The 21539-nt window shown below is 53.1% G+C and carries 22 protein-coding genes; 4 read left to right on the forward strand and 18 right to left on the reverse strand.

What is annotated here, in order from left to right; genetic code table 11:
• Window positions 1–19 precede the first annotated feature (19 nt).
• From G506_RS0100970 to G506_RS18365, 13 genes are read right to left on the reverse strand one after another with little or no spacing between them, the layout of a single operon-like run.
• Window positions 20–1252: an NAD(P)/FAD-dependent oxidoreductase gene (locus G506_RS0100970; RefSeq protein ID WP_028115245.1), complete on the reverse strand. Its 1233-nt coding sequence runs from the start codon at window positions 1250–1252 to the stop codon at window positions 20–22.
• Window positions 1239–3539, reverse strand: coding sequence for an MMPL family transporter (locus G506_RS0100975; RefSeq protein ID WP_028115246.1), 2301 nt, complete (start codon window positions 3537–3539; stop codon window positions 1239–1241). Before G506_RS0100975 ends, G506_RS0100970 begins: the two co-directional genes overlap by 14 nt.
• Window positions 3523–4083 carry an outer membrane lipoprotein carrier protein LolA gene (locus G506_RS0100980; protein WP_028115247.1) on the reverse strand — a complete coding sequence of 187 codons (561 nt, stop codon included), beginning with the start codon at window positions 4081–4083 and terminating at the stop codon, window positions 3523–3525. The genes G506_RS0100975 and G506_RS0100980 overlap by 17 nt, the downstream gene beginning before the upstream one ends.
• The gene (locus G506_RS0100985; RefSeq protein WP_028115248.1) at window positions 4071–4490 is read right to left on the reverse strand and encodes an acyl-CoA thioesterase; all 420 of its coding nucleotides are present in this window, start codon (window positions 4488–4490) and stop codon (window positions 4071–4073) included. The genes G506_RS0100980 and G506_RS0100985 overlap by 13 nt, the downstream gene beginning before the upstream one ends.
• Window positions 4475–6040: an HAL/PAL/TAL family ammonia-lyase gene (locus tag G506_RS0100990; protein ID WP_028115249.1), complete on the reverse strand. Its 1566-nt coding sequence runs from the start codon at window positions 6038–6040 to the stop codon at window positions 4475–4477. The genes G506_RS0100985 and G506_RS0100990 overlap by 16 nt, the downstream gene beginning before the upstream one ends.
• Window positions 6037–7737: a glycosyltransferase family 2 protein gene (locus tag G506_RS18355; protein ID WP_051201792.1), complete on the reverse strand. Its 1701-nt coding sequence runs from the start codon at window positions 7735–7737 to the stop codon at window positions 6037–6039. The genes G506_RS0100990 and G506_RS18355 overlap by 4 nt, the downstream gene beginning before the upstream one ends.
• Window positions 7734–8090: an ApeI family dehydratase gene (locus tag G506_RS0101000; protein WP_051201793.1), complete on the reverse strand. Its 357-nt coding sequence runs from the start codon at window positions 8088–8090 to the stop codon at window positions 7734–7736. The genes G506_RS18355 and G506_RS0101000 overlap by 4 nt, the downstream gene beginning before the upstream one ends.
• Window positions 8083–9375 carry an AMP-binding protein gene (locus tag G506_RS18360; RefSeq protein ID WP_035386871.1) on the reverse strand — a complete coding sequence of 431 codons (1293 nt, stop codon included), beginning with the start codon at window positions 9373–9375 and terminating at the stop codon, window positions 8083–8085. The genes G506_RS0101000 and G506_RS18360 overlap by 8 nt, the downstream gene beginning before the upstream one ends.
• Window positions 9365–9907, reverse strand: coding sequence for a COG4648 family protein (locus G506_RS0101010; protein WP_028115251.1), 543 nt, complete (start codon window positions 9905–9907; stop codon window positions 9365–9367). Before G506_RS0101010 ends, G506_RS18360 begins: the two co-directional genes overlap by 11 nt.
• Entirely contained in the window at window positions 9908–10153 is a 246-nt protein-coding gene (locus G506_RS0101015; RefSeq protein ID WP_028115252.1) for an acyl carrier protein, read from the reverse strand.
• Entirely contained in the window at window positions 10150–10422 is a 273-nt protein-coding gene (locus G506_RS0101020; RefSeq protein WP_028115253.1) for a phosphopantetheine-binding protein, read from the reverse strand. Before G506_RS0101020 ends, G506_RS0101015 begins: the two co-directional genes overlap by 4 nt.
• Entirely contained in the window at window positions 10397–11185 is a 789-nt protein-coding gene (locus G506_RS0101025; protein ID WP_035386872.1) for a lysophospholipid acyltransferase family protein, read from the reverse strand. Before G506_RS0101025 ends, G506_RS0101020 begins: the two co-directional genes overlap by 26 nt.
• Window positions 11185–11883 (reverse strand): beta-ketoacyl synthase chain length factor, encoded by a 699-nt coding sequence (locus G506_RS18365; protein ID WP_084631052.1) that lies wholly within the window; start codon window positions 11881–11883, stop codon window positions 11185–11187. Before G506_RS18365 ends, G506_RS0101025 begins: the two co-directional genes overlap by 1 nt.
• Window positions 11884–12171: 288 nt before the next feature.
• On the opposite strand from G506_RS18365, the gene G506_RS0101040 reads away from it, so the two are divergent.
• Together G506_RS0101040 and G506_RS0101045 are read left to right on the forward strand one after the other, a co-directional pair.
• Entirely contained in the window at window positions 12172–12768 is a 597-nt protein-coding gene (locus G506_RS0101040) for a 4'-phosphopantetheinyl transferase family protein (protein WP_156904750.1), read from the forward strand.
• Window positions 12769–12829: 61 nt separating this feature from the next.
• The gene (locus G506_RS0101045; RefSeq protein WP_028115256.1) at window positions 12830–13792 is read left to right on the forward strand and encodes an alpha/beta hydrolase; all 963 of its coding nucleotides are present in this window, start codon (window positions 12830–12832) and stop codon (window positions 13790–13792) included.
• On the opposite strand, the gene G506_RS18370 is transcribed toward G506_RS0101045, so the two are convergent.
• Window positions 13746–15341, reverse strand: a complete 1596-nt coding sequence (locus G506_RS18370; RefSeq protein ID WP_035386873.1) for a cation:proton antiporter family protein — start codon at window positions 15339–15341, stop codon at window positions 13746–13748. The two genes, G506_RS0101045 and G506_RS18370, sit on opposite strands and share 47 nt — an antisense overlap.
• A 426-nt stretch (window positions 15342–15767) precedes the next feature.
• On the opposite strand from G506_RS18370, the gene G506_RS20240 reads away from it, so the two are divergent.
• On the forward strand, window positions 15768–17033 hold the full coding sequence (locus G506_RS20240; RefSeq protein WP_169628056.1) for a DUF4124 domain-containing protein: 1266 nt from the start codon (window positions 15768–15770) through the stop codon (window positions 17031–17033).
• An 87-nt stretch (window positions 17034–17120) separates the two neighbouring features.
• On the opposite strand, the gene G506_RS18380 is transcribed toward G506_RS20240, so the two are convergent.
• Complete coding sequence (locus G506_RS18380) at window positions 17121–17606, reverse strand: YbjN domain-containing protein (protein WP_051201796.1); 486 nt, start codon at window positions 17604–17606, stop codon at window positions 17121–17123.
• Window positions 17607–17730: 124 nt separating this feature from the next.
• Window positions 17731–18762, reverse strand: coding sequence for a Glu/Leu/Phe/Val dehydrogenase dimerization domain-containing protein (locus tag G506_RS0101065; RefSeq protein ID WP_028115257.1), 1032 nt, complete (start codon window positions 18760–18762; stop codon window positions 17731–17733).
• 216 nt (window positions 18763–18978) lie between these two features.
• Between G506_RS0101065 and G506_RS0101070 the strand changes: the two genes are divergently transcribed.
• The gene (locus G506_RS0101070) at window positions 18979–19437 is read left to right on the forward strand and encodes a DUF4826 family protein (protein WP_028115258.1); all 459 of its coding nucleotides are present in this window, start codon (window positions 18979–18981) and stop codon (window positions 19435–19437) included.
• A gap of 75 nt (window positions 19438–19512) precedes the next feature.
• Here G506_RS0101070 and purB read toward each other — a convergent pair whose 3' ends face one another.
• Window positions 19513–20880 carry an adenylosuccinate lyase gene (purB, locus tag G506_RS0101075; RefSeq protein ID WP_028115259.1) on the reverse strand — a complete coding sequence of 456 codons (1368 nt, stop codon included), beginning with the start codon at window positions 20878–20880 and terminating at the stop codon, window positions 19513–19515.
• Between the two features lie 45 nt (window positions 20881–20925).
• Window positions 20926–21531, reverse strand: a complete 606-nt coding sequence (hflD, locus tag G506_RS0101080; protein ID WP_028115260.1) for a high frequency lysogenization protein HflD — start codon at window positions 21529–21531, stop codon at window positions 20926–20928.
• Between the last annotated feature and the right edge of the window lie 8 nt (window positions 21532–21539).

Raw genomic sequence — 21539 nt, forward strand, 5'->3', positions numbered from 1 at the left:
AGCCCCAATTGCCGCATCGTTAACATAGCTCGGCCAAGGTCTGTAGCCGCCGCTGGCTGTGGCGAACAAACGGGTTGTCAGCGTCCCAGGCATAGCCGGCCAAAATCGCGCTGATCATCTGCTTAACTTGCGGATTAGGATCAGGATGAAACACCACTTTCTGAAAGCTCTGGTCGTACCAACCGCTAACATAGGTTTTAAACGCGTTGACCCCAAATCGCAGTGGCTCGGCATATTCGCGCTGCCAATCAACCGCTTCGCCGCGCAGTTGCCGGTCAAGAGCCTGGCTGGCGAAACTGGCGGATTTCATGGCTATGGTGACCCCAGAGGAAAATACCGGGTCGAGAAACTCGCCAGCGTTGCCTAGCAGTGCGAAGCGGTGATCGGCCAAGGTAGTGACATCGGCAGCGTAACCTTTTAGGGCATTGACAGGAGTATCAAATTTGGCGTTACCAAGGACATTGGCCAGACTCGGGGTTGAGGCTACCCACTCTTTTAAGGCCGCGGCGTTATCGCTTGGTGCGTGCTGAAAACGCGATTCGGCGGCAACCACCCCAAGCGAAGCGCGACCGTTACTAAAGGGGATCAGCCAGAACCACACGTCGGCTAGTTCAGGGTGGACGGTGATCAAAATTTTGTTGCGATCGAAAGTGGTACTGGTTGTCTCGATGCCATCGGCAATGTGGGTAAACAGCGCTTGGCGAACTGGGAAAGTTGAGGGACGTTCGAGATGGAGTAGACGCGGCAGCACTCGCCCAAAACCGGAGGCATCGAGTACAAATTGACAATCCAGTTGATAACGTTGCCGCTGGTCGCAGCTTACCTGCAATCGCGCACCACCGGCTTGCAGTTCAATGGCATCGACCTGATGACCAAAGCGGATCTCGACCCCTTGCTGCTGCGCTTGCTGGGCGAGTAACTGGTCAAATGGGCCGCGCTGAACCTGAAATGTGGTGCCGGGGCCTGGGCTGAACTTGTTGGTAAAATCGAATTCCACTTGTTGGTTGCCGCGATGAAACGTGGCACCGTTTTTAAATTGGAAACCCGCATTGTTGACGGCCTCAAGCATGCCCGCTTCGGCTAACACTGACATGCAGTGTGGTAGCAAACTTTCGCCAATGGAAAACCGCGGGAAATGGCTTTTTTCAAGCACCAGCACATCGTGGCCAAGGCGGTTAAGGATGGCGCTGGCAACTGCCCCAGAAGGCCCTGCACCAATAATGACTACAGTTCGGGTTTCACTCACGGACATCTGATTGCTCCATTGATGATTGACAGGCCATGGGCGCTAGTAGCAGTGCTAATACCAAACCGATGGCGAGGGTTAGGCCAAATTGCGCAAGGGCAGGGGTTGCCGACAGACTCAATAAGCCAAAGGCGGCTAGGGTGGAGGCCGCACTAAGCCAGATGGCCACGGTAGTGTGGCTGTGATCGGGGTTGTGGGCGTAAAACAGGGTTTGGTCTAAAGAGATACCAAACAGCAACAGCAACCCCAGCAGAGTAAACAGCGTTAAGGGTTGGCCTAACAGTGCTAACACCATCACCGTCAGTAGCATTGCAGTGGTTGGTGGCAGCACGATTCGTAACATCCGGCTTAGCCGATGGCGGTAGCCAATAATCAGCGTCGCGCTGACAACCGCCAATGCGAGTAGCAGGGTGAGGCCGAATCGGTAATCAGCCATCATCTGGTTCAATTCGCTGATCCGATCCAGATAGCGAACCTCATTGCTGTTGCCAGAGGCATTGGTGGCGATTGCCATCAATGCCTCAACATCATTGACTTGGCTGAGCAACATTACCGAGCGCCACTGATGTTGCTGTTGGCCAAGCCATAAACCATGCCAAGGCGCTAACAGCGGCTGCGCTAACCAGTGCTCTGGGGTCAACAACGGCGCGCGTTTTAGCTCGGTGCGAGCGCGACTAAGCTGCGCTGGATCGATTCCCAATTGTTGTAGTTGTTGTGCAAGGGCGGGATCGTCATAGCGCTGTTTCAACAGCTGCCTGTTGAACCGCTGTCGTTGTTGTGACGGCAAGCTTTGGCTGACCGCGCGATAACTGTGTAGTTGGCCTTTGCTAATGGCGTTAGCCAATGGCGCGTGCAGTTGTTCTTCAAGTTGCAGTAACTGTTCTGGGCTGGTTGCCGTCAGCAATAAAAATCGGTTTTCTTCGGGTAGTGCTTGCAGTTGCCCCAACTGAGCCTGTTCTGCCATCAGTTGCGGATCCAGTTGCTGCAGCTTTCGAATGTCGTCGTCAATATGCACCAACGTCAGCAGCGGTAGCGCCAACACTACGGCGAAGGCATTGCGCCGCCGCAGCAGCCTTGGCCGCCAATAGCTAATCAATTTTTGGCAACGAATAAGCAGTTTGCGAGGTGGGGAGTGTTGCCTGAAGCCAAGGTTGGGCAGGCACTGTACTGTTAAAAAGGCCCAGCAGAGCCCGGTAATCGAAAATACCGCCATCTGTTTCAGTGCCGGAAATGGCAGCAACAACATAGCGGCGTAAGCCAAAATCGAGCTGGTTAATGCCAACAGCATTGGCTGGCGCAGTTGTTGGCTGGCAACGTTGGCATCAGCACTAGGATGGCAACAGAGATGTAGGGTGTAGTCGACGGCGATGCCGATAAGAGTGGTGGCAAACACTACAGTAACGGCATGTAAACTGCCAAGCAGCCACCAACAGGCGCAAGCGCCAACAACCAAACTGCTGGTGATAACCAGCAACAGCCAGCCTAGTGGAGCCGGGTGGCGAAACACCAATAGCCCAAGGATAAGCACCAACACCAGCGATAAGCTGCCAAGCAGAGTCATCTCTTGTTGGGCTTGCTGGCTGGCCTTGATGGCATGGAACACCACCCCCGCGCGGTGAACCTTAACCTGCTGGGTTTGTAAGGCCGCAATAGCTGGCGTCAGAGCAGAGTTAAGCCGTTGTTGCAGATCGCTATCAAATGGGCTTGTCGGAAGTTGCCAGCGCAGTAACAGCCAGTGCTGTTGCTGCCAATGTTGGGTTAACCCTAATTCGGTTGTGTGCCAGCGGCGCTCGTTGCCGGCTTGCGCTAGTAAAAATTCAGGGAACAATAACAACGGATCTTGGCTAAATAGTGCCGCTGCCGGCGTTGCGGCGGGGGTTGCCAATGCGTGGTAGAGATTCTGTAACCACAACTGCGGCTGTGAGCTTTCTAACCGTCGTTGTTGCTCTACTGTTAGTAAACCGCCTCGAAATGGCAGCAACCATTGCCCTAGTTGCTGTCCTAATTGTTGCGGCGGTGGCGTTAAAGTTGCGCCAGAGGAGGCCATAACCTGTTGTAACTGTTCGGCAGCCATCTGCAATTGATGTGGCTGTTTGGCTTGCAGTAGCAGTATCAGTTGCCGTTCATTATTAGCGCTTAAACGCTTGCTGATCTCAGTGCTGGTGGCGTCTGGTAGTAACTGGGTGATGTCGGTATCCAGCCCCTGTTGGTCAAATCGCAGCCACAACAATGCCGCCGCCGCCAGCACAAACAGTAGCCATAGTTTGGCGGCGTAGTTATCGAAGTTCGGCACGCTCTGACTCCGTTGGCACGGTTACCGTGACATTGTGCAGGGTGATGTTGGTGTTGGAACCGCTGGGATCGGTTAGGATAATTTGCTCGATGTGAACTGCGCCAGTCAGTTCAATTTTCTCAAATAACGGGATTAACTTGGCTGTGGTTGGCGTCATTTGTAGTTGCCAGCGGTCGAGTTCACCACTCGCTGTAATGGCAAAGTGGTTGGCGAGTTTTTCAAGGTCGCCACTGAGCAAGCCACTGAGTAGATCGCTAAAGGCGCTGTCAGCCAACGTTAATTGTTGATGTTGTTGCCAAACACTGTCGCCCTTGACCAAGGTGGTTTGTGCCCAAGGCTGTTGCTGCTGCCACTTTAAGCCGAGCCCCGGCACCATCAAATAGTCACCGCTTGATTGCATCGGTGCGGTTAAAAATGGCAGCGCTTTGTGCTGCACAAAATGGCCTCGCACCGGTTGTGAGGTTGCTAGCTGCAACTGTTGCCAATCTAAAGCGGCGCAGACTGGGCTAAGCAGCAACAAAATTACCGTAGTCAATCGAGCCATGGTGCCAACTTTTGTTGCAGAATTGCGGGACTTTGGAGGCACATTTCGCCATTGGCGATTGCTACCGCAACTTGCACGGTTTCCCCTTTAACCAAGCGCTTACCGGTATCGGCGTCGTGGACTTGATAGCGGATCCGCAGTCGGTGCTGCCACTCCAATAACTCAGCCTTCACCAGCAACTGTTGGTCGACGGTGGTAGGGTGGGGGTAACGGATCTTCAAGTCGATGATTGGCCAAGCGTAGCCTGACTGCTGCATCTGTTGATAGCCGTAGTCGATCTGGGTAAATAGCGCCCGCCGTGCTTCTTCGAAGTAGCGTAGGTAGTTACCGTGCCAGGTTACGCCCATCGGATCGCAATCTTGAAAGGGCACGGTCACGGCCGCCGTGGCGGCTAGGATTGCGACCATGGCGCTACCTCCCAATGACGATTGATGATCGCTTCGCAGGTTTGTCGCAGCAGCATCTCAAGCGGTCTATCCTCTACCAGCAGATCCATCCGCTGTTGTACCTGTGTTAACAACGCTTGGAGTGGCAAGGTTAATTGGGTGTTGGCTTCTAATCGTTGCCGCAGTTGTACGGCTTGGGCGCTGGCTAACAGCAGTGCTGCGGCGACCTGTTCGGTTAGTGTTAATACCCGAAGCGCGTCACGAGCGGCGATGGTGCCCATGCTGACCTTGTCTTGGTTGTGGCACTCCGTTGAACGGCTAAACACCGAGGCTGGCATGGTCTGTTTTAGCGCTTCCGCTGTCCAAGCTGACACCCCAATTTGCACCGCTTTAAAGCCATGGTTGATGGCCGCTCTAGGACCGGTGGCACCAGATAAATTGGTCGGTAGTCCATTGTTGAATTTAACGTCAACCAGATGTGCCAACTGGCGATCCATCAGATCCGCAAGGTTGGCGACGGTGTTTTTCAGGCTATCCATGACAAAAGCGATATGACCGCCGTAAAAGTGACCGCCGTGAAGAATACGGCCCGCTTCGCCATCGATAATGGGGTTATCGTTGGCGCTGTTCAGCTCGGTTTCGATGGTGGTAGCAAAAAAAGGCAGGGCATCGGCTAACACTCCGATCACATGGGGCGCGCAGCGCAATGAATAACGATCTTGCAAGCGTTCGGGGTTACGTTCGCCGGCATTGCCACCCAGATCGTTGTAAATCCACTGCGCTACCTGCGCTTGTCCTTGATGAGGTTTGGCGGCAAACAGGAGTGGATCAAAGTGATAGGGGTTACCCTTTAGTGCCACTGAACACATCGCGGTTAAGCGGCTGCACAGTTGCGCTAGGTATTCGGCTCGCGCGAACGCTTCGCAGGCTAAAGCTGTCATCACTGCGGTGCCGTTCATCAATGCCAACCCCTCTTTGGGGCGCAGCGTCAATGGTTGCCAGCCTAACTCGGCGTAAACATCTTGGGTATCGCGTACCTGACCTTGGTAATAAACTTGGCGTTCACCCACCAATACCGCACCGACATAGGATAGTGGCGTCAGATCACCACTGGCACCGACCGAGCCCTCCTCTGGAATTATTGGAATGATGTCGTGATTAAGCAGATCTATCAGTCGTTGCAGCAGGCTTAAGCTTACGCCGGAGCGACCAATCACCAGTGATGCCAAGCGCGTTGCTAATACCGCACGGCCCTGTTGTGGGCTAAAGTGGCGGCCCAGGCCGCAGCCATGAAAGCGGGTTAAGTGCAGCGGCAATTCATCCACTAAATGGTTGGGGATCGCCACGGTGCAGGAGTCACCGTAACCGGTAGTGACGCCGTAAATGGCACCATCCTCTCGCAGCAGGGTGTCTAACAGGTCGGCGCTGGCTTTGATCCGGGCTAATGCGGCGGGATTGTCGCTTAGGCTGACTTTAGCGCCAGCGGCGATGGCATTGACTGTTTTAATAGTCAGTGGCCTATCCCCTAGGGCGATGGTGGCGGAGGATGCTGATAGCAACGGTTGAGTCATGATGCTTCCTTGCACGGTCGGGTTGTAACTGGCGCCGTGACCGGCTGCCAAAAATCGTAAAAATTAAACCAGTTGAGTGGTTGTTGCAGTGTCTGGGTTTGCAGGCTTTGGGCGTAACGTTCGATGCAGTCGTTGATCTGCTGTTGTCGCTGCTGACGGGGCCCACCAATTCGGTCTGTTAGCTGTTCTAAGTGCAGCAGCGGCTGGCCACGATGGTCGCAACCGGCCAGCATGATGTAGATGGGGCAGTTCAATACTGCCGCCAGTACATAGGGACCGATTGAAAATGGCGCCGGATGGCCTAAAAAGTTGGCGTAATGGGCCCGGCTTTGGTTTCCCGCAGAGGTTCGATCACCGGCGACAAACACCAGTTCGCCTTGGTCTATGCGCTGTTGCAATAACATGGCGCTGTCGGGGCCAAGATCATCAACCTGCAGCAACTCTAACTGCGATTCAGGGTTAAGCTCGGCCATGATTTGATTGAATTTGGCGGCATGGCGGGTCAATGCCAATACCGTAATGCGGCGGCGGTAGCGACTCTGGGCGCTGGCACGAAACTGCTCGATGTTACCGAGGTGGGCGGTGATGATCATTGCCCCTTGGCCGCTTTCAAGCTGGTCGATAAGCTGTTGCCGGTTTGGAAACTGCGCATTGTTGGTGGTTTGATGGCCACTCCATGCATCCAATTTGGCCAGCGTTGCATAACCAAAGCGCAAAAAATGACGATAGCTATCAAAGTGATTTGCATCGCCAGATAATTGTGGGTGATTAGGATCTATGGCGCGCACTTTGGCGAGATATTGCCATGATGCGGTACGTGCCTCGCGCCCAGTTAGATAGAAATAGCTAATTAATAATGGCATCACCGCGTGGCACAATAGTCGTCCGCCGTGGCCGTAAAGCCATAGAACAGCTTTTAATCCCCATAGCGCGCCGCGTTCATTGGTGCGGCTCCAGTGACGTGGACTGCGGTGCCGTTGGCGTAACAGCGTTGGCAATCGTGCCAGCATGCCAAAAACCAATTTGGTGTGCATTTTACTGATGAGCCAGTTGTCCTGTACGGCACGAAAATGGGATCGCCCTTGTTCGGGGTAGATCACTGCGGTTGGCCGTTGAATAATTGGCACCTGCTGCCAGAACTGCCGAACCATGATCTCAGTATCAAAGTCCATCCGGTCACCGATAGGTTGCTGTTGCAGCAACGTCACCGTGCTGGCCAATGGATAGACGCGAAAGCCGCACATGGTGTCTTGCAACTCCAGTGACAGGGTCTCTACCCAAACCCAGAAATGGGTCAGGTAACGTGCGAGATAGCGGTGCGTTGGCACACTGTCATCGTATTGCGGTACCCCGGTGATCATTGCCGTGGGATTGGCATTGGCGGTGGCGATAAGGGCGGGGATGTCGGCTAAGTCGTGTTGGCCGTCAGCATCCAACTGCAGCGCGTGACTAAAGCCTTGCTGATAGCACCAACGAAGCCCGGTTTTTACCGCTGCGCCCTTCCCCCCATTGTAAGGGCGTTGTACCAAGGTAACCGTTGGGTATGCTGCTAGCAGCAGTTTCAGCCGGTTCTGCTCATGCTCACTTGAGCCATCATCGATCACCACGCAGGGCAGTTGATACGCCGCTAACCGCGGCAACACCGCTGCGAGTTGCTGACTGTGGTTAAAGTGGGGGATCAGGACACACAATTTCATGGGCGTGGCTCGACAAAGTGGATAACGCCGCTGGAGAAACGACGTTGGTCTTGGAAGAAGCGAAAACCGATGCGGCGATCACCGATTCTCTCTAGCTCCAAAATCAGCGTTTCATCAGGATGTACCACCTGTTGGAACTTTACTTTTTCTAGCTGTGCCACCTGTCGGCCGAAGCCAAAGCGTAATTGCGCTTGCTGGATAGCCCAGTGGATCTGCACCACCCCTGGCAACACTGGGGCTTGCTGGAAGTGACCGCGCAGATAGTCCAGTTGCGGTTGGATCCGCAGCGGTAAATGCCACCGTCCGGGGGACTGCTGGTAATCCAGCCAGATTGGCTCAATTTGGTTAAACATCAAATATTTCTCTTAACTGCTGCTGCGGCAACTTGCCTTGGGCGGTGTACGGCAGGGCATTCAAATAACGCCAGCGCCGGGGCAAGGTGGTGCGATCGAAATACTGCAGCAGATGCTGTTTTAAGCTTTGCGCGTAGCGATGGTTACCTAATTGCGTCCGTCGTTGTTGGCCTGTTGTGGTAAGTACCAATATCGCGCCAAGTTGTGGTCTGACGTGGGCAAGCGGCACTAATACCGCTTGTTCGACCTCAGGGTGGGCGAGCAGATGTGCCTCCATTTGCGCCAGCGATAGACGCTTTTCGGCAAGCTTAATGACGCGATCGGCGCGGCCTTGCAGCTCAAAGTGTTGCCCTGAAAGCTCGACCAAGTCGTCGGTCAGGTATCGATTGTTGTCGGCCAAAAACGGCGACTGGATCTGTAATCGTTGTTGCTGACTGGCAATGATCACTCCCGGTAGCGGTTGCCACAGTGGTGAGGGCTGTTCGGTGCTCACCTGACGCCAGGCGATGCCACCGGTCTCGGTGCTGCCAAACACCTCAATGGCGCCATTACGCCAACGTTTTACTAACTGCATCGCGCAGTGGCTCGGCAATGGCCCGCCCGAACTGAAAGTGACCTGTGGTGCGAGCGTGATTTCATGGTCGAGCCGCGACAAAAGAGCGGGGCTGGCGATCAAGGATATAGCGCCATAATGTTGCTGGATCGCAGCAATCTGTTCGGGGTATGCCAGGGTTGTCGCCCAAAATGGGCGGCCAGCGCAAAAAGGCCATAACAACCGAAATAGCAAGCCGTAGATGTGCTGATGACTGACGGTCGCCACCACCAGACTGGTTCCCAACTGTTGCCCAAACAGGGATTCGAGTGCGCAAATTTCCCTTTCTATCTGTCCCAGTTGTTTCTCGACCGCTTTGGCCTCGCCGCTGCTGCCAGAGGTGTAGATCTGCAGCGAAGCGCCGGTTTGCCACTGTGGTGGGCGCGGCGATTGCACCTTTGGTAACGGTTGTCGATGTAGTACCAGATCCACACTATGTGTCAGCTGCGTAAGGGTTTGTGGGGCATCGTTGGCTGGCAGCACGATGGTTTTACCGAGTCCGAGCAATGCCAACAGTTGCACTAAAAAGTGGTAGCTGCAGGGGTGATATAACAGCACTCGTTGGCCGCTAGAAGCCAGAGTGGCTTGCATAGCGGCGACTTGCTGCCGTAACTGATCGCGGCTAACCGGCCCACATTCAGTCAAGCATAATAGCTGTTCGTCGCTGGCCAATAAGGCACGCTTAATGGTCATTGGCGGGCTCCGATTTAGGCCGAATTAGCCATTCGGCGAGCAGCAGCAACGCCATTAACAAGTAAGCGATAAAGCCGTTGTACCAGAGCCACAACTGCTGATTAGCAAGCAGTACGGTGGTTGCGGCAATGCTGCCATTGATGACGAAGAAACCACACCATACTTGGGTAACGCGGCGCAGATAGGGGCGCGCCGCAACCGGTAACGTTGGCTGACGCAGCCGTGCCAAGCATTCAATCATCGACTGCTGTTGGCGCAGACTTAAGGCAAACAGCAGTAACATGGTCGCGTTGATCAACACCGGATACCAATGCAACAAAACCTCATTGCGGGTAATGGCGTACGCACCAATTAATAGCATCCCTGCCAAACTGATCAGGCGCTGTTGTGGTTGTAGCCAGCTTCGCAGCAGCAATAGGGCAAGCATCACCATTGCTAACCATTCGCCAAGGCCATAGCTAAGTGCTCCCACTACCAAAAACGGGTACCCCAGCGTGGCGACCGCTAGCAATGGGATAATCAACCTTTTCATCTAGGCGCTAACCAACTGCTCCAATGCATCAAGCACGTCATCTACCGTTCGTACCGCTTTGAATTCATCGGGGTTAATTTTTACCCCTGTCACCTGTTGCAGTTTGATCACCAGGTCAACCGCATCGATGCTGTCGAGATCCAGTTGTTCGTATAGGTGGGTGCCCGGTTGGATATCAGCGGCATTGATCTCGAACTCTTCAACCAAGATATCGCGCAGTTGATTCAACAGTTGTTCACGAGTCATTGGGCTACCTCAGCGGTTTGATGCGATCGAATAAAAGTGGCGAGGCTAGCGACATTGGCAAAATGGGCTCGAGTATCGGCAGCGTTGGCGTCAAGTTTGATGCCATATTGGCGTTTAATGGCAACGCCTAATTCCAATGCATCGATCGAGTCCAACCCCAATCCGTCAACGAACAGCGGAGCGTGGCTATCGATCTCCTCTGGGGTGAGATCTTCAAGTTCCAGACAATCGATAATCAGTTGTTTAATTTGTTGTTCTAATTGATTCATTAATGGATAACTCCTGATTGAATTTGGTGGCAATCGCCCGTGTTAATTGGCGCACTTGGCGGCTTTCCGGTAGGTGTTGAGCGATTGGGTATCGCCATGGCGCAGCGACCGACAACGTCAGCGTAAAACGGCGCGGTGCTACCTGATACCAAGGGGTGCCTTTGGTTAGTGTCGTTGGTGTGCAATCGATGATCACGGGGATTACCGGAGGTTTACTACGAAGCATTATCCTTGCGGTGCCCCGTTGCAGTTTAAGCGGGCGGCCAGGTGTGGTGCGGGTGCCTTCGGGAAAAATGATCAGATTGTCGCCACAACGAAGGCGTTGCTCGCAGGCGCTGATCACCTGCTCTGGATCGTTGTTGGCGATATAGCCGGCGCCTTTAAGTACAAATCGGGTAAAAGGATTATGAAACAACGATTCTTTAACAATGCAGTTGGTGTGCGGTACGCTGGCAATCAGTATTACCACGTCCAGCAGCGATGGGTGGTTGGCGATAATTAGCGTGCCAGTGGCTCTGGCCAATTGCTGTTGCTGGTGTACTTCGACTTTGGCTACCCACAGCAGTTGCAAAAAGCCAACAAAACCGCGGAACATCAAATGCACTAATCGCTGGGCACGTCGCTCTTTAGTTAAACGATCCCCAGGTAAGCAGTTTAATAACGGGAATAACGTTAAGCCGGTAACCAGACCACCAATACCAAAGAGCGCGAAACTGCTGCCGGTGGCGACAATTCGATAGCCGTAATACAGGTGCGCTAACATCACTGCAGCGTCCACTGAAAGTGGGCATGTTGACCGATATATTGGCCGGTACCGCCGCCGTGTTTAAGGGTATCAAGCAGTTGCCAAGCCAGTGACGAGACGCAATCGGACGAAGCAACTGCCTGTTTGCTGATGGTTAATTGAAAATCGGCAGGAGCACCGAGCTCTAGCGCCAGTGCCAGTGGTTTCAGTGGCGGCTGAAAGTGTTGCAATGGTTCTGGCAGTGGATCGTCGACAAACACCAGCAATAGCGACTGTTGTTGCAGTAGTTGGCCATAAGCTTCGACCAAGGCAGCAAATAGGGTTTGCTCTCCGGCTGCAATCGCGGTGGCTGCTGCGGTGTGTTGAAATTGAATACCAAAGGCTCCAGCAGCAGTGTTATGAACCGACTGACTAAAGCGGGTTGGTGATAATGGTTGGCGTTGCGCCAAGGTTGACAGCAACTCAGTGGTTTGGCTGACTTCACCGTGCGTTGAGGCAAACACCGTTACTGTTTGTGTGTCATTTATCAGCGGTTGTGACACGGCCAATGCCATCTGGCTTAGGCGGGTTAACCGTCGCCGTGCCATTGGTGCCACAAAAGGCAGTGCTGGCAGGTGATTTTTACCTGTTTTGACTTGCCAAGGTGACGCTAAAACCGTTGCCGACGATGGGTACCAATAACGCCACTGGCGCAGCGGCACAGAGATGGTAGACATCAATTAATTCATCCGTGAATTGTTGGTTGGTGCTGTGTTACTGGAAGTTAGAATACCAGTAAGATTACATAGTGCAATAAGTTACTCGGTGGTTTTGAAAGTGCTGAATGGTTGCTGTGATGTTGACTTTAGGTTCTCAGGGACAGATCGAAACTTTTTTCTATGATTTTATTCTTGGTCTTTTTGCCTTGTTTTTGTTGAAGTTTATGGTGATTGTTGTGGTTGTTGTGAGTAACAATGAAATTAAACTTAGTAATGTAATTGGTTGCTTGTGATATATCCGGTCAGATGTCTTTAGAATATAGTGATTTTAAATTACCAAATGATTTAACTTTGGTAATAAATATTGCGAGAAAACAATACGGCCTGCTAATTGGAAAGTTTGCGATGCAAGATTCGCGAGTTCAAAATAAACGACGGCAGTTTGACGTTAGTCGGCAGTTGCTCAGCGCAGTGACGTTGAAGCAGCCGGCGTTAGCGGGTTGGTACAAACGAGATGATGGGCGTCCGTTGGTTCCGTGTTGGCCTCTTGGCGGCTTATCCATTAGCCACAGCGAACAAACCGTAGCGCTGGCCTACAGCAAAACGGGGCAGATAGGCATCGATGTGCAGTGGCAGCTATCACGGCATAGTGTGACCCAATTGGCAGAGATGTACCGTTGCCACGAAGCAGACTTTTATCGTTATTGGACGATTTACGAAGCGGCTTTTAAGGCTGGATGTTTGGTTACTCGGCCGACGCAACTGCAGGCCTATCGCCTGATGACGCTGGCACCAGGGTGGTATTACTGGGTCGGCGAGGTTGAACCCGATTGCACTCTGGCATTGGTCTCGGATAAAGTTAAATTAATGCAACAATTTGTAGAGCTACTACCCTCATTCTGACTGATCACTCCTGCGCAGGTCGCGTAATGATTTCGGTGTTCAGCAGAAGTTTGAGGTAGTGATGCGCTGGTTAATGCTGATAGCGCTGTGGTCGCTTGCAGGTTGCAGTCCGTTTTATGCTCCGGATCAAGAGATCCGCATGCTTGCCAAAGATTATTCCCATCAGGTCACTGACTATTACCTACGTTCAAGTTCCGGAAACTCGTTGCATCTGCAATACCATCGCAGCAGCCAGCCCGAACCCAGTTTATTAATCCACTTTCACGGCAACGCTGGCAACCTAAGCAAAACCGCGGAAAAATCAGTGTGGTTGGTTGAACATGGTTATGACGTGCTGCTGTTCGATTACTCCGGCTACGGTCAAAGCCAAGGCCGAGCGAGCCGCGAGGCATTGCGACAAGATGGCATCAGCGTACTTAACCACGTCGTGAATTGGACCGATGTCAGGCACTCACAGCGATATTTACTTGGCACTTCGATGGGGGGCGCGGTTGTTGTCGACGCCCTCGCAAGCTCGGGATTACAACAGCAGTTTGACCTGCTGGTGGTCGACAGTTCGTTCGACCAGTACTCGTTGCTGGCTGGAGATGTGGTTAGTCGGTATCCATTTGGGCGCTGGCTGAGCTCAATGGCTCGCACCTTTGTCTCTGACCAACATTCACCCAAAGATCAAATTGCCCAACTTGACGACATTCCGCTGCTGATTGCTCATTGCCAAAGCGATGGCTTAATCCCGTCACAACGTGGCTTCGAACTGTTCTCTGCCGCGACTGGTGACAAGGCGTTTTGGTTATTGCCCCAGTGCCGCCACGCTCGCACCTTCACCGCCGAGTTTCCTGAGCATCAGCGGTTGTTGTTGGCACAGTTGCAGCAGTTTAAACCCGATAGCGGCCAAGCTGCGATAGGGCTAATGACCGCCCAGCAATTGATAAGCCAGTCGCAGTCGACGCCACTGGTGACACTCACGATGGAGGCACCTACATCGACCGTAACCGATCAAGATCCGGAGGCAGAGTTTCAATGATGTTGTCTGCCAAACCGGTGCCGGCCGCCTGATAAATGTTGTAAACGTTGTGCACACCGGTCTCCATCAGCGCTGTGGTTTCATCTTCGTAACGGACGATGGCGGAAACCTTGCCTTGGTATCGGCTTTCGGCAATCAATTCGGCGGTGCTCAGATTACCTTGGTGGGATGGCATCGCTAATACGATCAGCTCAATGCTGTCACTGGGCACCAACTTTGCCCAAAAGTCGCTGTCGGTTCCGTCACCGATGATGGCATTGCGTCCCTCTTGATGATGACGCTCGACGATGTCCGCTTTGTGATCGATTCCCAATACCACGTCGCCATATTGCTCTTTAAGTCCATCATAGGCACCAGAACCAATTCGTCCCATGCCGAAGATCAGAATCTTTGGGTGACCGATTTCGATCGGCTGATCCTCTTGATGTAAGCGCTGGCGCTCAAGGTTAGGCAACAGCCGATGTAGTAGTTGGTAAATTGGGTGTGCCAGACGGATCAGCGGCGCTGCGAGGACAAAGCTTAAGGTTACCGAAAGGGCGATGATCCGAAGCCAACTGTCATCCAAACTGCCGCTGGCGATCGCCGCGGCCATTACGATCAGACCGAATTCACTGAAGTTGGCCAAACTCATCGCACTCATTACCGCTGAGCGCAACCGGAACCGCGCGAGCAGCAGCAGGCCGGCGAACAGTGCAAATTTGAGCGGCAACACCAGCATCAATGCGATGGCGGTTTCAACCTCCGCCCAGGTGGGGATCCCCTTCAGGCCGATGCTTAAGAAAAATGCCACCAGCAGTAATTCTTTGAAAAGAAACAGCGACTTTGCCAACTCTGAAGATTTGCTACTACCAGCCAGCAGCATTCCCATCGCCAACGCGCCCAGATCCGGTTTTAGGCCGACTAACTCGAACAGCGCCGCACCAGGCATCAGCGTCATCGTTAATCCAAACAGCAGCAACATCTCGCCGTGGCCGCAGCGATCTAAAAGCCACACAAATAGTGGCCTGGCGGCGATCAATGCCAGCAATGCTAACGCCCAAGGTGAGGGCAGCGCTCCTTTGCTGGCGGTAAGGTACAACACCGCAAACAGGTCTTGCATGATTAGGATGCCGATGGCGGTGCGGCCATACAGTGACTGGGTATCGCCGCTTTGTTCCAGTACCTTGATAGCAAACACGGTACTAGAGAAACTTAACGCAAAGCACATCACCAGAGCTTGTTCGGTTGCCAGCTCGCCAACCATACCGATGCCGCTTAGCGCTAACAATTTAAATAGCGCCATCATCGCCATGATAGTCAATGCCATATGACCGCTGGCTACCCCCCAGACCTCCACTTTCAACAGGCTGCGTAAATCGAGTTTTAGGCCAATAGCAAACAGCAACAGCATAACCCCCAGATCGGCGGATTGTTGTAACAGTTGCAGTTGGTCAATACCGATGGCGAACAGAATAAAACCGGCAATCAGATACCCGATAAGCGGTGGCAGACCAATGGCCGAGATCAGCAGAGCTGCCAGCAGCGGAATGGTGATAGTGAGCGGATCCATTAGTCCTCTATAAACAACAACTAAACAACATCAGAATAACAGTTTGGGCGGTCATTCCGCATGGTTTATCTCCCATTTTCTAACCGTCGCAAGGTTAAACGTGGTTAATATCCTTATTTGTAGTAGGGCTGTGGTTTGAAAAGTGACAGTTGCTTGGCTTGCGCAAATCACTAGTGAAACCGTGTGCGAGACCAGCGTTCTTAGTTGTTTGTACTGGCAATTGGATTTTGGTTGGTTGAAGACTCGAATGAAGTGATTGCTGTATGTAGTTAACTTGCTGACTTATATGAATTAATGGTTTTAATTGCGCGGCCTCTTAGCTAGAGTGAAAATGTTTCGCGCTTGTTAACGTTGCGGTTCGCTAAGTCGAGCGCAAATGCAGAGTCAATCAGGGAGATAGCCGTGCAAGCAAGGATGCTGATGTTAATGACGCTGTTGGTTCTGCCTGCAGAAGCGGCGTTGTACCGTTGGGTGGATGCCAACGGCAAGGTGCACTATTCCGATAAAAAGCCACCACAGCAGAGCCAGAAAAGTGATCAGTTGGAGATGCGCCGCAGTGGTTTGGTGCTTAAAACCAATGAAACCGAAGAAGAGCCAGCCAATGCGGTCAAAACCCTTAAGGTTGAGCCGTCACCTTCGGATAAGCAAAAGCCATTCAAGGTGGTAAAAACCCGCACGATTACCCAGCCAGAACAGCAAGCTGAAGCGCAGCAAGCGGCTGAAGCCGAAGCCAAGCGATTAGCGCAGATCGAAGTGGAAAAGGCGGCCAAAGCGGAAGCAGAACGATTAGCGCAACTCGAAGCGAAAAAGGCAGCTAGGGAGGAGGCCGAGCGATTAGCGCAGATCGAAGCGGAAAAGGCGGCTAGGGCGGAGGCTGAACGGTTAGCACAAATCGAGGCTGAAAAGGCAGCTAAGGCGGAGGCTGAACGGTTAGCGCAAATCGAGGCTGAAAAGGCAGCTAAGGCGGAGGCCGAGCGGTTAGCTAAAGTCGAGGCCGAGCAACAGCGACAAGCGCGCGCGGCTGAGGAGCTGCGTATCGCCAAAGCTCGTGCGGAAGCGGAGCAGCAAGCGGCGGCAGATTTGCGCCAAGCACGGGAAGAGATGATGGCGCTGCTAGAGCGAGCGCGCGAAGCGGAAGCCAAAGCGTTGGAAGCCGCTCGAATTGCCACCGAAAAATTGGAAGCCGCGCAGCGGCAACAGCAGCTGTTTGATAACAGCTACGTCGAAAAACCGGCACTGGCTCCGGCAAAAGAGCAGCCATTGCCAATCCCTGCCGAGGTGGCTACCGCTACGCCGGTGCCGGCTGAGTCCCAGCAGCCGGTAACGGCGGTTACCGACAAAGCGCAAGCGGTGACCAAAAAGCCGCTAAGCCAACCGGCACAAGTGGCTAAGAGTGGCAATCGCACGCCGTTGGCCGTTGATGATGGCTTAAATTGCAAGGTCGCCGCCAACAACGCTAAAACCTCGCTGCAGAAGATGATTTCGGTTAATCAGAAGAACTTCCAAAAAGGGTATATTCCGAAGAAGAATTTCCAAACCTTAAATCAGGCGTTGCAGGAGATCGGCTGGCGGTTGACCGAAAAAGAGTGTCAGCGTAGCCGCGGTGAAGTACGGGCGTTCTTTAGTTGTATGAGCGATGACGTTAGCCATCTGTCGGACTGCGGCAAGAAACACAACTTCGGTACGTTGTAGTCGCTGTAGCCACAACAAAACCGCCGCTTGAGCAACAGCTGAAGCGGCGGTTTTTTGTGGGTCAGTGGCACGATGCGAGTGGCTAACTCAGTGCATCATCATCGGTGCCGGCACGGTTTCGATCTCAATCTCTTCGATGCCATCCTCAACGAAGTTGATCTGCAACTTGGCAACCTCATTGGCGAGTTGTTGCATCTGGTCAACGCAATCTCGAACAAAGAATTCAAACTGCTCGATGGCGATCCCCGGCAGTAAGGCCAGATTGTGGGCGATGATCAGCCGTGGCAGCGAATCGTCAGTCATTTCGATGAAAATTTTCAACGTCGGGTAGTGGCTATTAAGCCGACTGAGCTCGGCAAAGGCCTGCATTAGACCGGTAGGCTTCAATTCAATTGATGAGGTCAGGTAAACAAAGTCCCCCTCAATTTCGACCTTGGCGTCGTAGATCATCGGATGATCTTGCAGCATCGGCAGGTGCAAGCCCTCACAACTGCCGCACATGAAATATTCGATCTCAAACTGGTTTAGCCACGACTGCAACGTGGAGTGATCGGGGACCGGTAGGGTCGACATAGTGAGATCTCGCAGTAACTAATTCAACGGCGCTCACCTTAGCGTTTTTGGTGGAAAATTTCATCTTTAATGCGATCAACAAGGGGAGCCGAAGCTCCCCACACTAGCATGTTGGTGCGCCGCGTTATTTGTTGGCGGCAATGATCGCCCGAGCCATCTCGTCGGCGACCACTGCGGTGGTTTTGCCACTTTGCTCGGCTTTGGCAAAAATATCCAGTAGAGTCTGATAGATTTTGCGTACTTTGGCCTCGGCGGCGTCGGCGTTGTAATCCTTTTCAAAGGAGACATTGATGATGCCGCCAGCGTTGATGACATAGTCCGGCGCGTACAAGATCCCCTTGTCACGCAGGATTTCACCGTGACGGGCTTCTGCAAGCTGATTGTTGGCACAACCGGCGACGATGGTGGCTTGCAGCTGCGGGATCGTCTGGTCGTTGATGGTGGCCCCCAATGCGCATGGCGCATAAACATCCACATCCTGGCTGTAGATCTCATCCAAGTCGACAACGGTGGCGCCCAAGTGCTGCTGCGCTCGCTCCAGTTGCTGTTGGTTTAGATCACAGACGATAAGTTCGGCGCCGGCACGATGCAGATGTTCACAAAGGTAATAGCCAACGTGCCCAAGCCCCTGAACCGCCACTTTAATGCCACGCAGATCGTCAATTCCGCGTTGGTATTTGATTGCTGCTTTGATGCCTAGAAAGGTGCCCAATGCGGTGTAGGGAGAGGGATCGCCACTTTTGCCCTCAAGCCCCATCATGTATGGCGTCTCTTGATGGGCGATCATGATGTCGCTGGTGGTAATGCCGACGTCTTCGGCGCTGTAGTAGAGGCCACCAAGGGCATCGATGGCCCGGCCAAAGGCACGGAACAGGGCTTCCGATTTATCACTGCGCGGATCGCCAATGATCACCGATTTACCGCCACCAAATTCAAGCCCGGCGAGGGCATTTTTATAGGTCATGCCCCGCGATAATCGTAATACGTCGTTGACCGCTTCCTCGTCGGAGGCATAAGGCCACATCCGGCAGCCGCCTACGGCCGGTCCCATGGTGGTATCGTGCACGGCCACAATTGCTTTGAGCCCCGATGCTTCATCGGTGACAAACAACACCTTTTCATGGTTGTCGTAAGATGGGTGAGAAAAAATCGCCACGCTGCTGTCTCCCTGCCGTCACTCGCGGCTTGCTACCGCTTGTTATTTCCTGTGTAAGTGTGGCGCAACCTTATCAGTGGTGATTGCGCTCTAGCAAAAATGCCGAGGTTACGTAAACGTTAACTAATGGCACGTCTGCTTGACATAAGCGCCAAGGTCATAGACAGTTTTTGATGAATAACAACGATATAACAATCGCATTACAGGGATAGCAGTATGGCTGAGCAAACCGCAGCAGCGACCGGATCGCAACCCACTCCTGAGCAAATCCAAGCTCAGCAACAGCAGTGGCTCCGTGTCCAGTATCAAAAAGCCAATAAACATATGGCAGAGAAGGGGGTTTTACCTGGCAAGGTGATTCTCAAAGAGTCGCGTTATTTGGTGCCCTTTGTGGCGGTTTGGAAGATGGAAGATGCCAGCCCACATCGCCGTCGCTACTGGGTCTTAAGTGGCGATTTGCCGACCGATATCGTTGCTGAGTCCGTTGCTAAAAACGCCCGCGATGCAGTGCATCATTTCTCGATGCTGTGGCAGCTTAAGGCGGAAAAATTGCTACGCAGTGGCGATCAGACCCAAGTTAAGTTGGCGCAGCTAATGGTGAGTCGAGCGGAAGCGCTGATGAAGATGCACGGTGATAAACGCCTGTGGGGCGAGATGCCAAGCAAGCTCAGTTGAGCAACAAGCCGCAGATGTAACAAAGGCGCTCACTTGAGCGCCTTTGGTTTTTAGAACAGTGGCTTAAGCCTTGGCTTAGTAGTTATCCATAAACTTAGCGGCGTAGCCGGTGTAGTTTGCTGGAGTCAGCAACTTCAGCTCGGCCTTAACGGTGTCTGGCAGCTCAAGACCGTCGATAAATTCGGCCATGATCTGTTGGTTGACGCGCTTGCCTCGGGTCAGTTCTTTCAGTTTTTCGTATGGCTTCTCGATGCCATAACGACGCATCACGGTTTGGATTGGCTCAGCCAGCAGTTCCCAGTTGCTGTTCAATTCGTCCGCCAAGCTCTGCACGTTTACTTCCAGCTTGGAAATGCCTTTCAGGGTGCTCTGGTAAGCGATCAGGCTGTAGCCCATGCCAACGCCTAAGTTACGCAATACGGTGGAATCGGTCAGATCGCGCTGCCAACGGGACACTGGCAGTTTTGCCGCTAGGTGTTGGAACAAGGCGTTCGCCAGACCCAAGTTGCCTTCGGAGTTTTCGAAGTCGATTGGGTTCACTTTATGCGGCATGGTGGAGGAGCCAATTTCGCCAGCGATGGTGCGCTGCTTAAAGTGACCCATGGCGATGTAGCCCCAAATGTCACGGTCGAAATCGATCAAAATGGTGTTGAAGCGAGCGATGGCATCAAACAGTTCCGCGATGTAATCGTGCGGCTCAATTTGGGTGGTCCACGGGTTCCAAGTCAGGCCAAGGCTGGTGACGAAACGTTCGGACAGCTGGTGCCAATCAACACTTGGGTAAGCCGAAAGGTGCGCGTTGTAGTTACCGACAGCACCGTTAATCTTGCCCAACAGTTCAACCTGCTGGATCTGCTTAAGTTGACGCTCCAAACGGGCAACCACGTTGGCCATCTCTTTGCCCAAGGTGGTTGGGGTCGCAGGCTGGCCGTGGGTACGTGCCATCATCGGTACCGCAGCGTTATCGCGCGCCAGTTGCTTGATGGCGTCGATAAGCTGGGTCAGGTATGGCAACAGCACTTGCTCACGGGCTTCATGCAACATCAAACCGTGGGACAGGTTGTTGATGTCTTCAGAAGTACAAGCAAAGTGCACAAATTCATTGATGGCGTGCAGTTCGGCGTTATCAGCGATCTGCTCTTTGATGAAGTACTCAACCGCTTTAACGTCGTGGTTGGTGGTGCGCTCAATCTCCTTGACGCGCGCGGCATCGGCTTCACTGAACTGTTCGGTGATCTGATCCAACCGTGCTAAGGCCACTTCGCTAAAGCAAGGTACTTCGGCGATCTCTGGGCAAGCCGCCAGCAGTTTTAACCAGCTGATCTCCACTTGGACGCGGTATTTAATCAGGCCAAACTCAGAAAAGATCCCACGCAATTCGGTGGTTTTGCTGCCGTAACGGCCATCAACCGGGGACACCGCGGTTAGGGCTGAGAGTTCCATCTAGGCTCCTTGAGGAAAAGTAGGGTAGTTGTTATTTATCGTTATTTATCGAGCGCGTGCGGCCGTTTCGACGATCGCTTTGCGGGACAACATCAATTGTCGACGCTTGCCGCCCAATTGTCGCCATAACACCGCAGAGCGAACCGCTGCTAGCAGCAGCGCACGGATTTTATATTGATTCAGCTTATTTTGCAGTTGCGCTGGGGTGCCAACCACTTGAATGCGAGTGCCAAGAGGGCTGATCACATCAGAGTACACCGACGCCAGGTTGGCCAGCACTTGCTCATCTAGCAATTGGTAGTGATGGCGCTGGCGTTTTACCTGGCTAAGGCGTTCAGCCAACATCTGCATTGCAGCCGGTTTGGCGCTAAGTTTACGCTCCAGCGCCAATACACCGACTAGGTAGCGGGTTAGGTCAACGTCTTTACGGCTTTTATCGCCCAGTTGCTCGACGATGATCTGGTAACCCTCGCTTAAGTCAGCACCGGCAAAGACATCCTCAGGACGTTCTGGATCGGTGATCAACACCGATTCCAAACTTATGGCCAAGGCGTGTTCGTCGGTTTCCCCGTGACGAGCAATATGACGAACCTGATCAATGGCATAGCAGATCCCTGCCAATGCCATTGTGCGTTGTTGTAATGGGTTCATGGCTTACC

This window comes from Ferrimonas senticii DSM 18821 (assembly GCF_000422665.1).
GTDB lineage: Bacteria > Pseudomonadota > Gammaproteobacteria > Enterobacterales > Shewanellaceae > Ferrimonas > Ferrimonas senticii.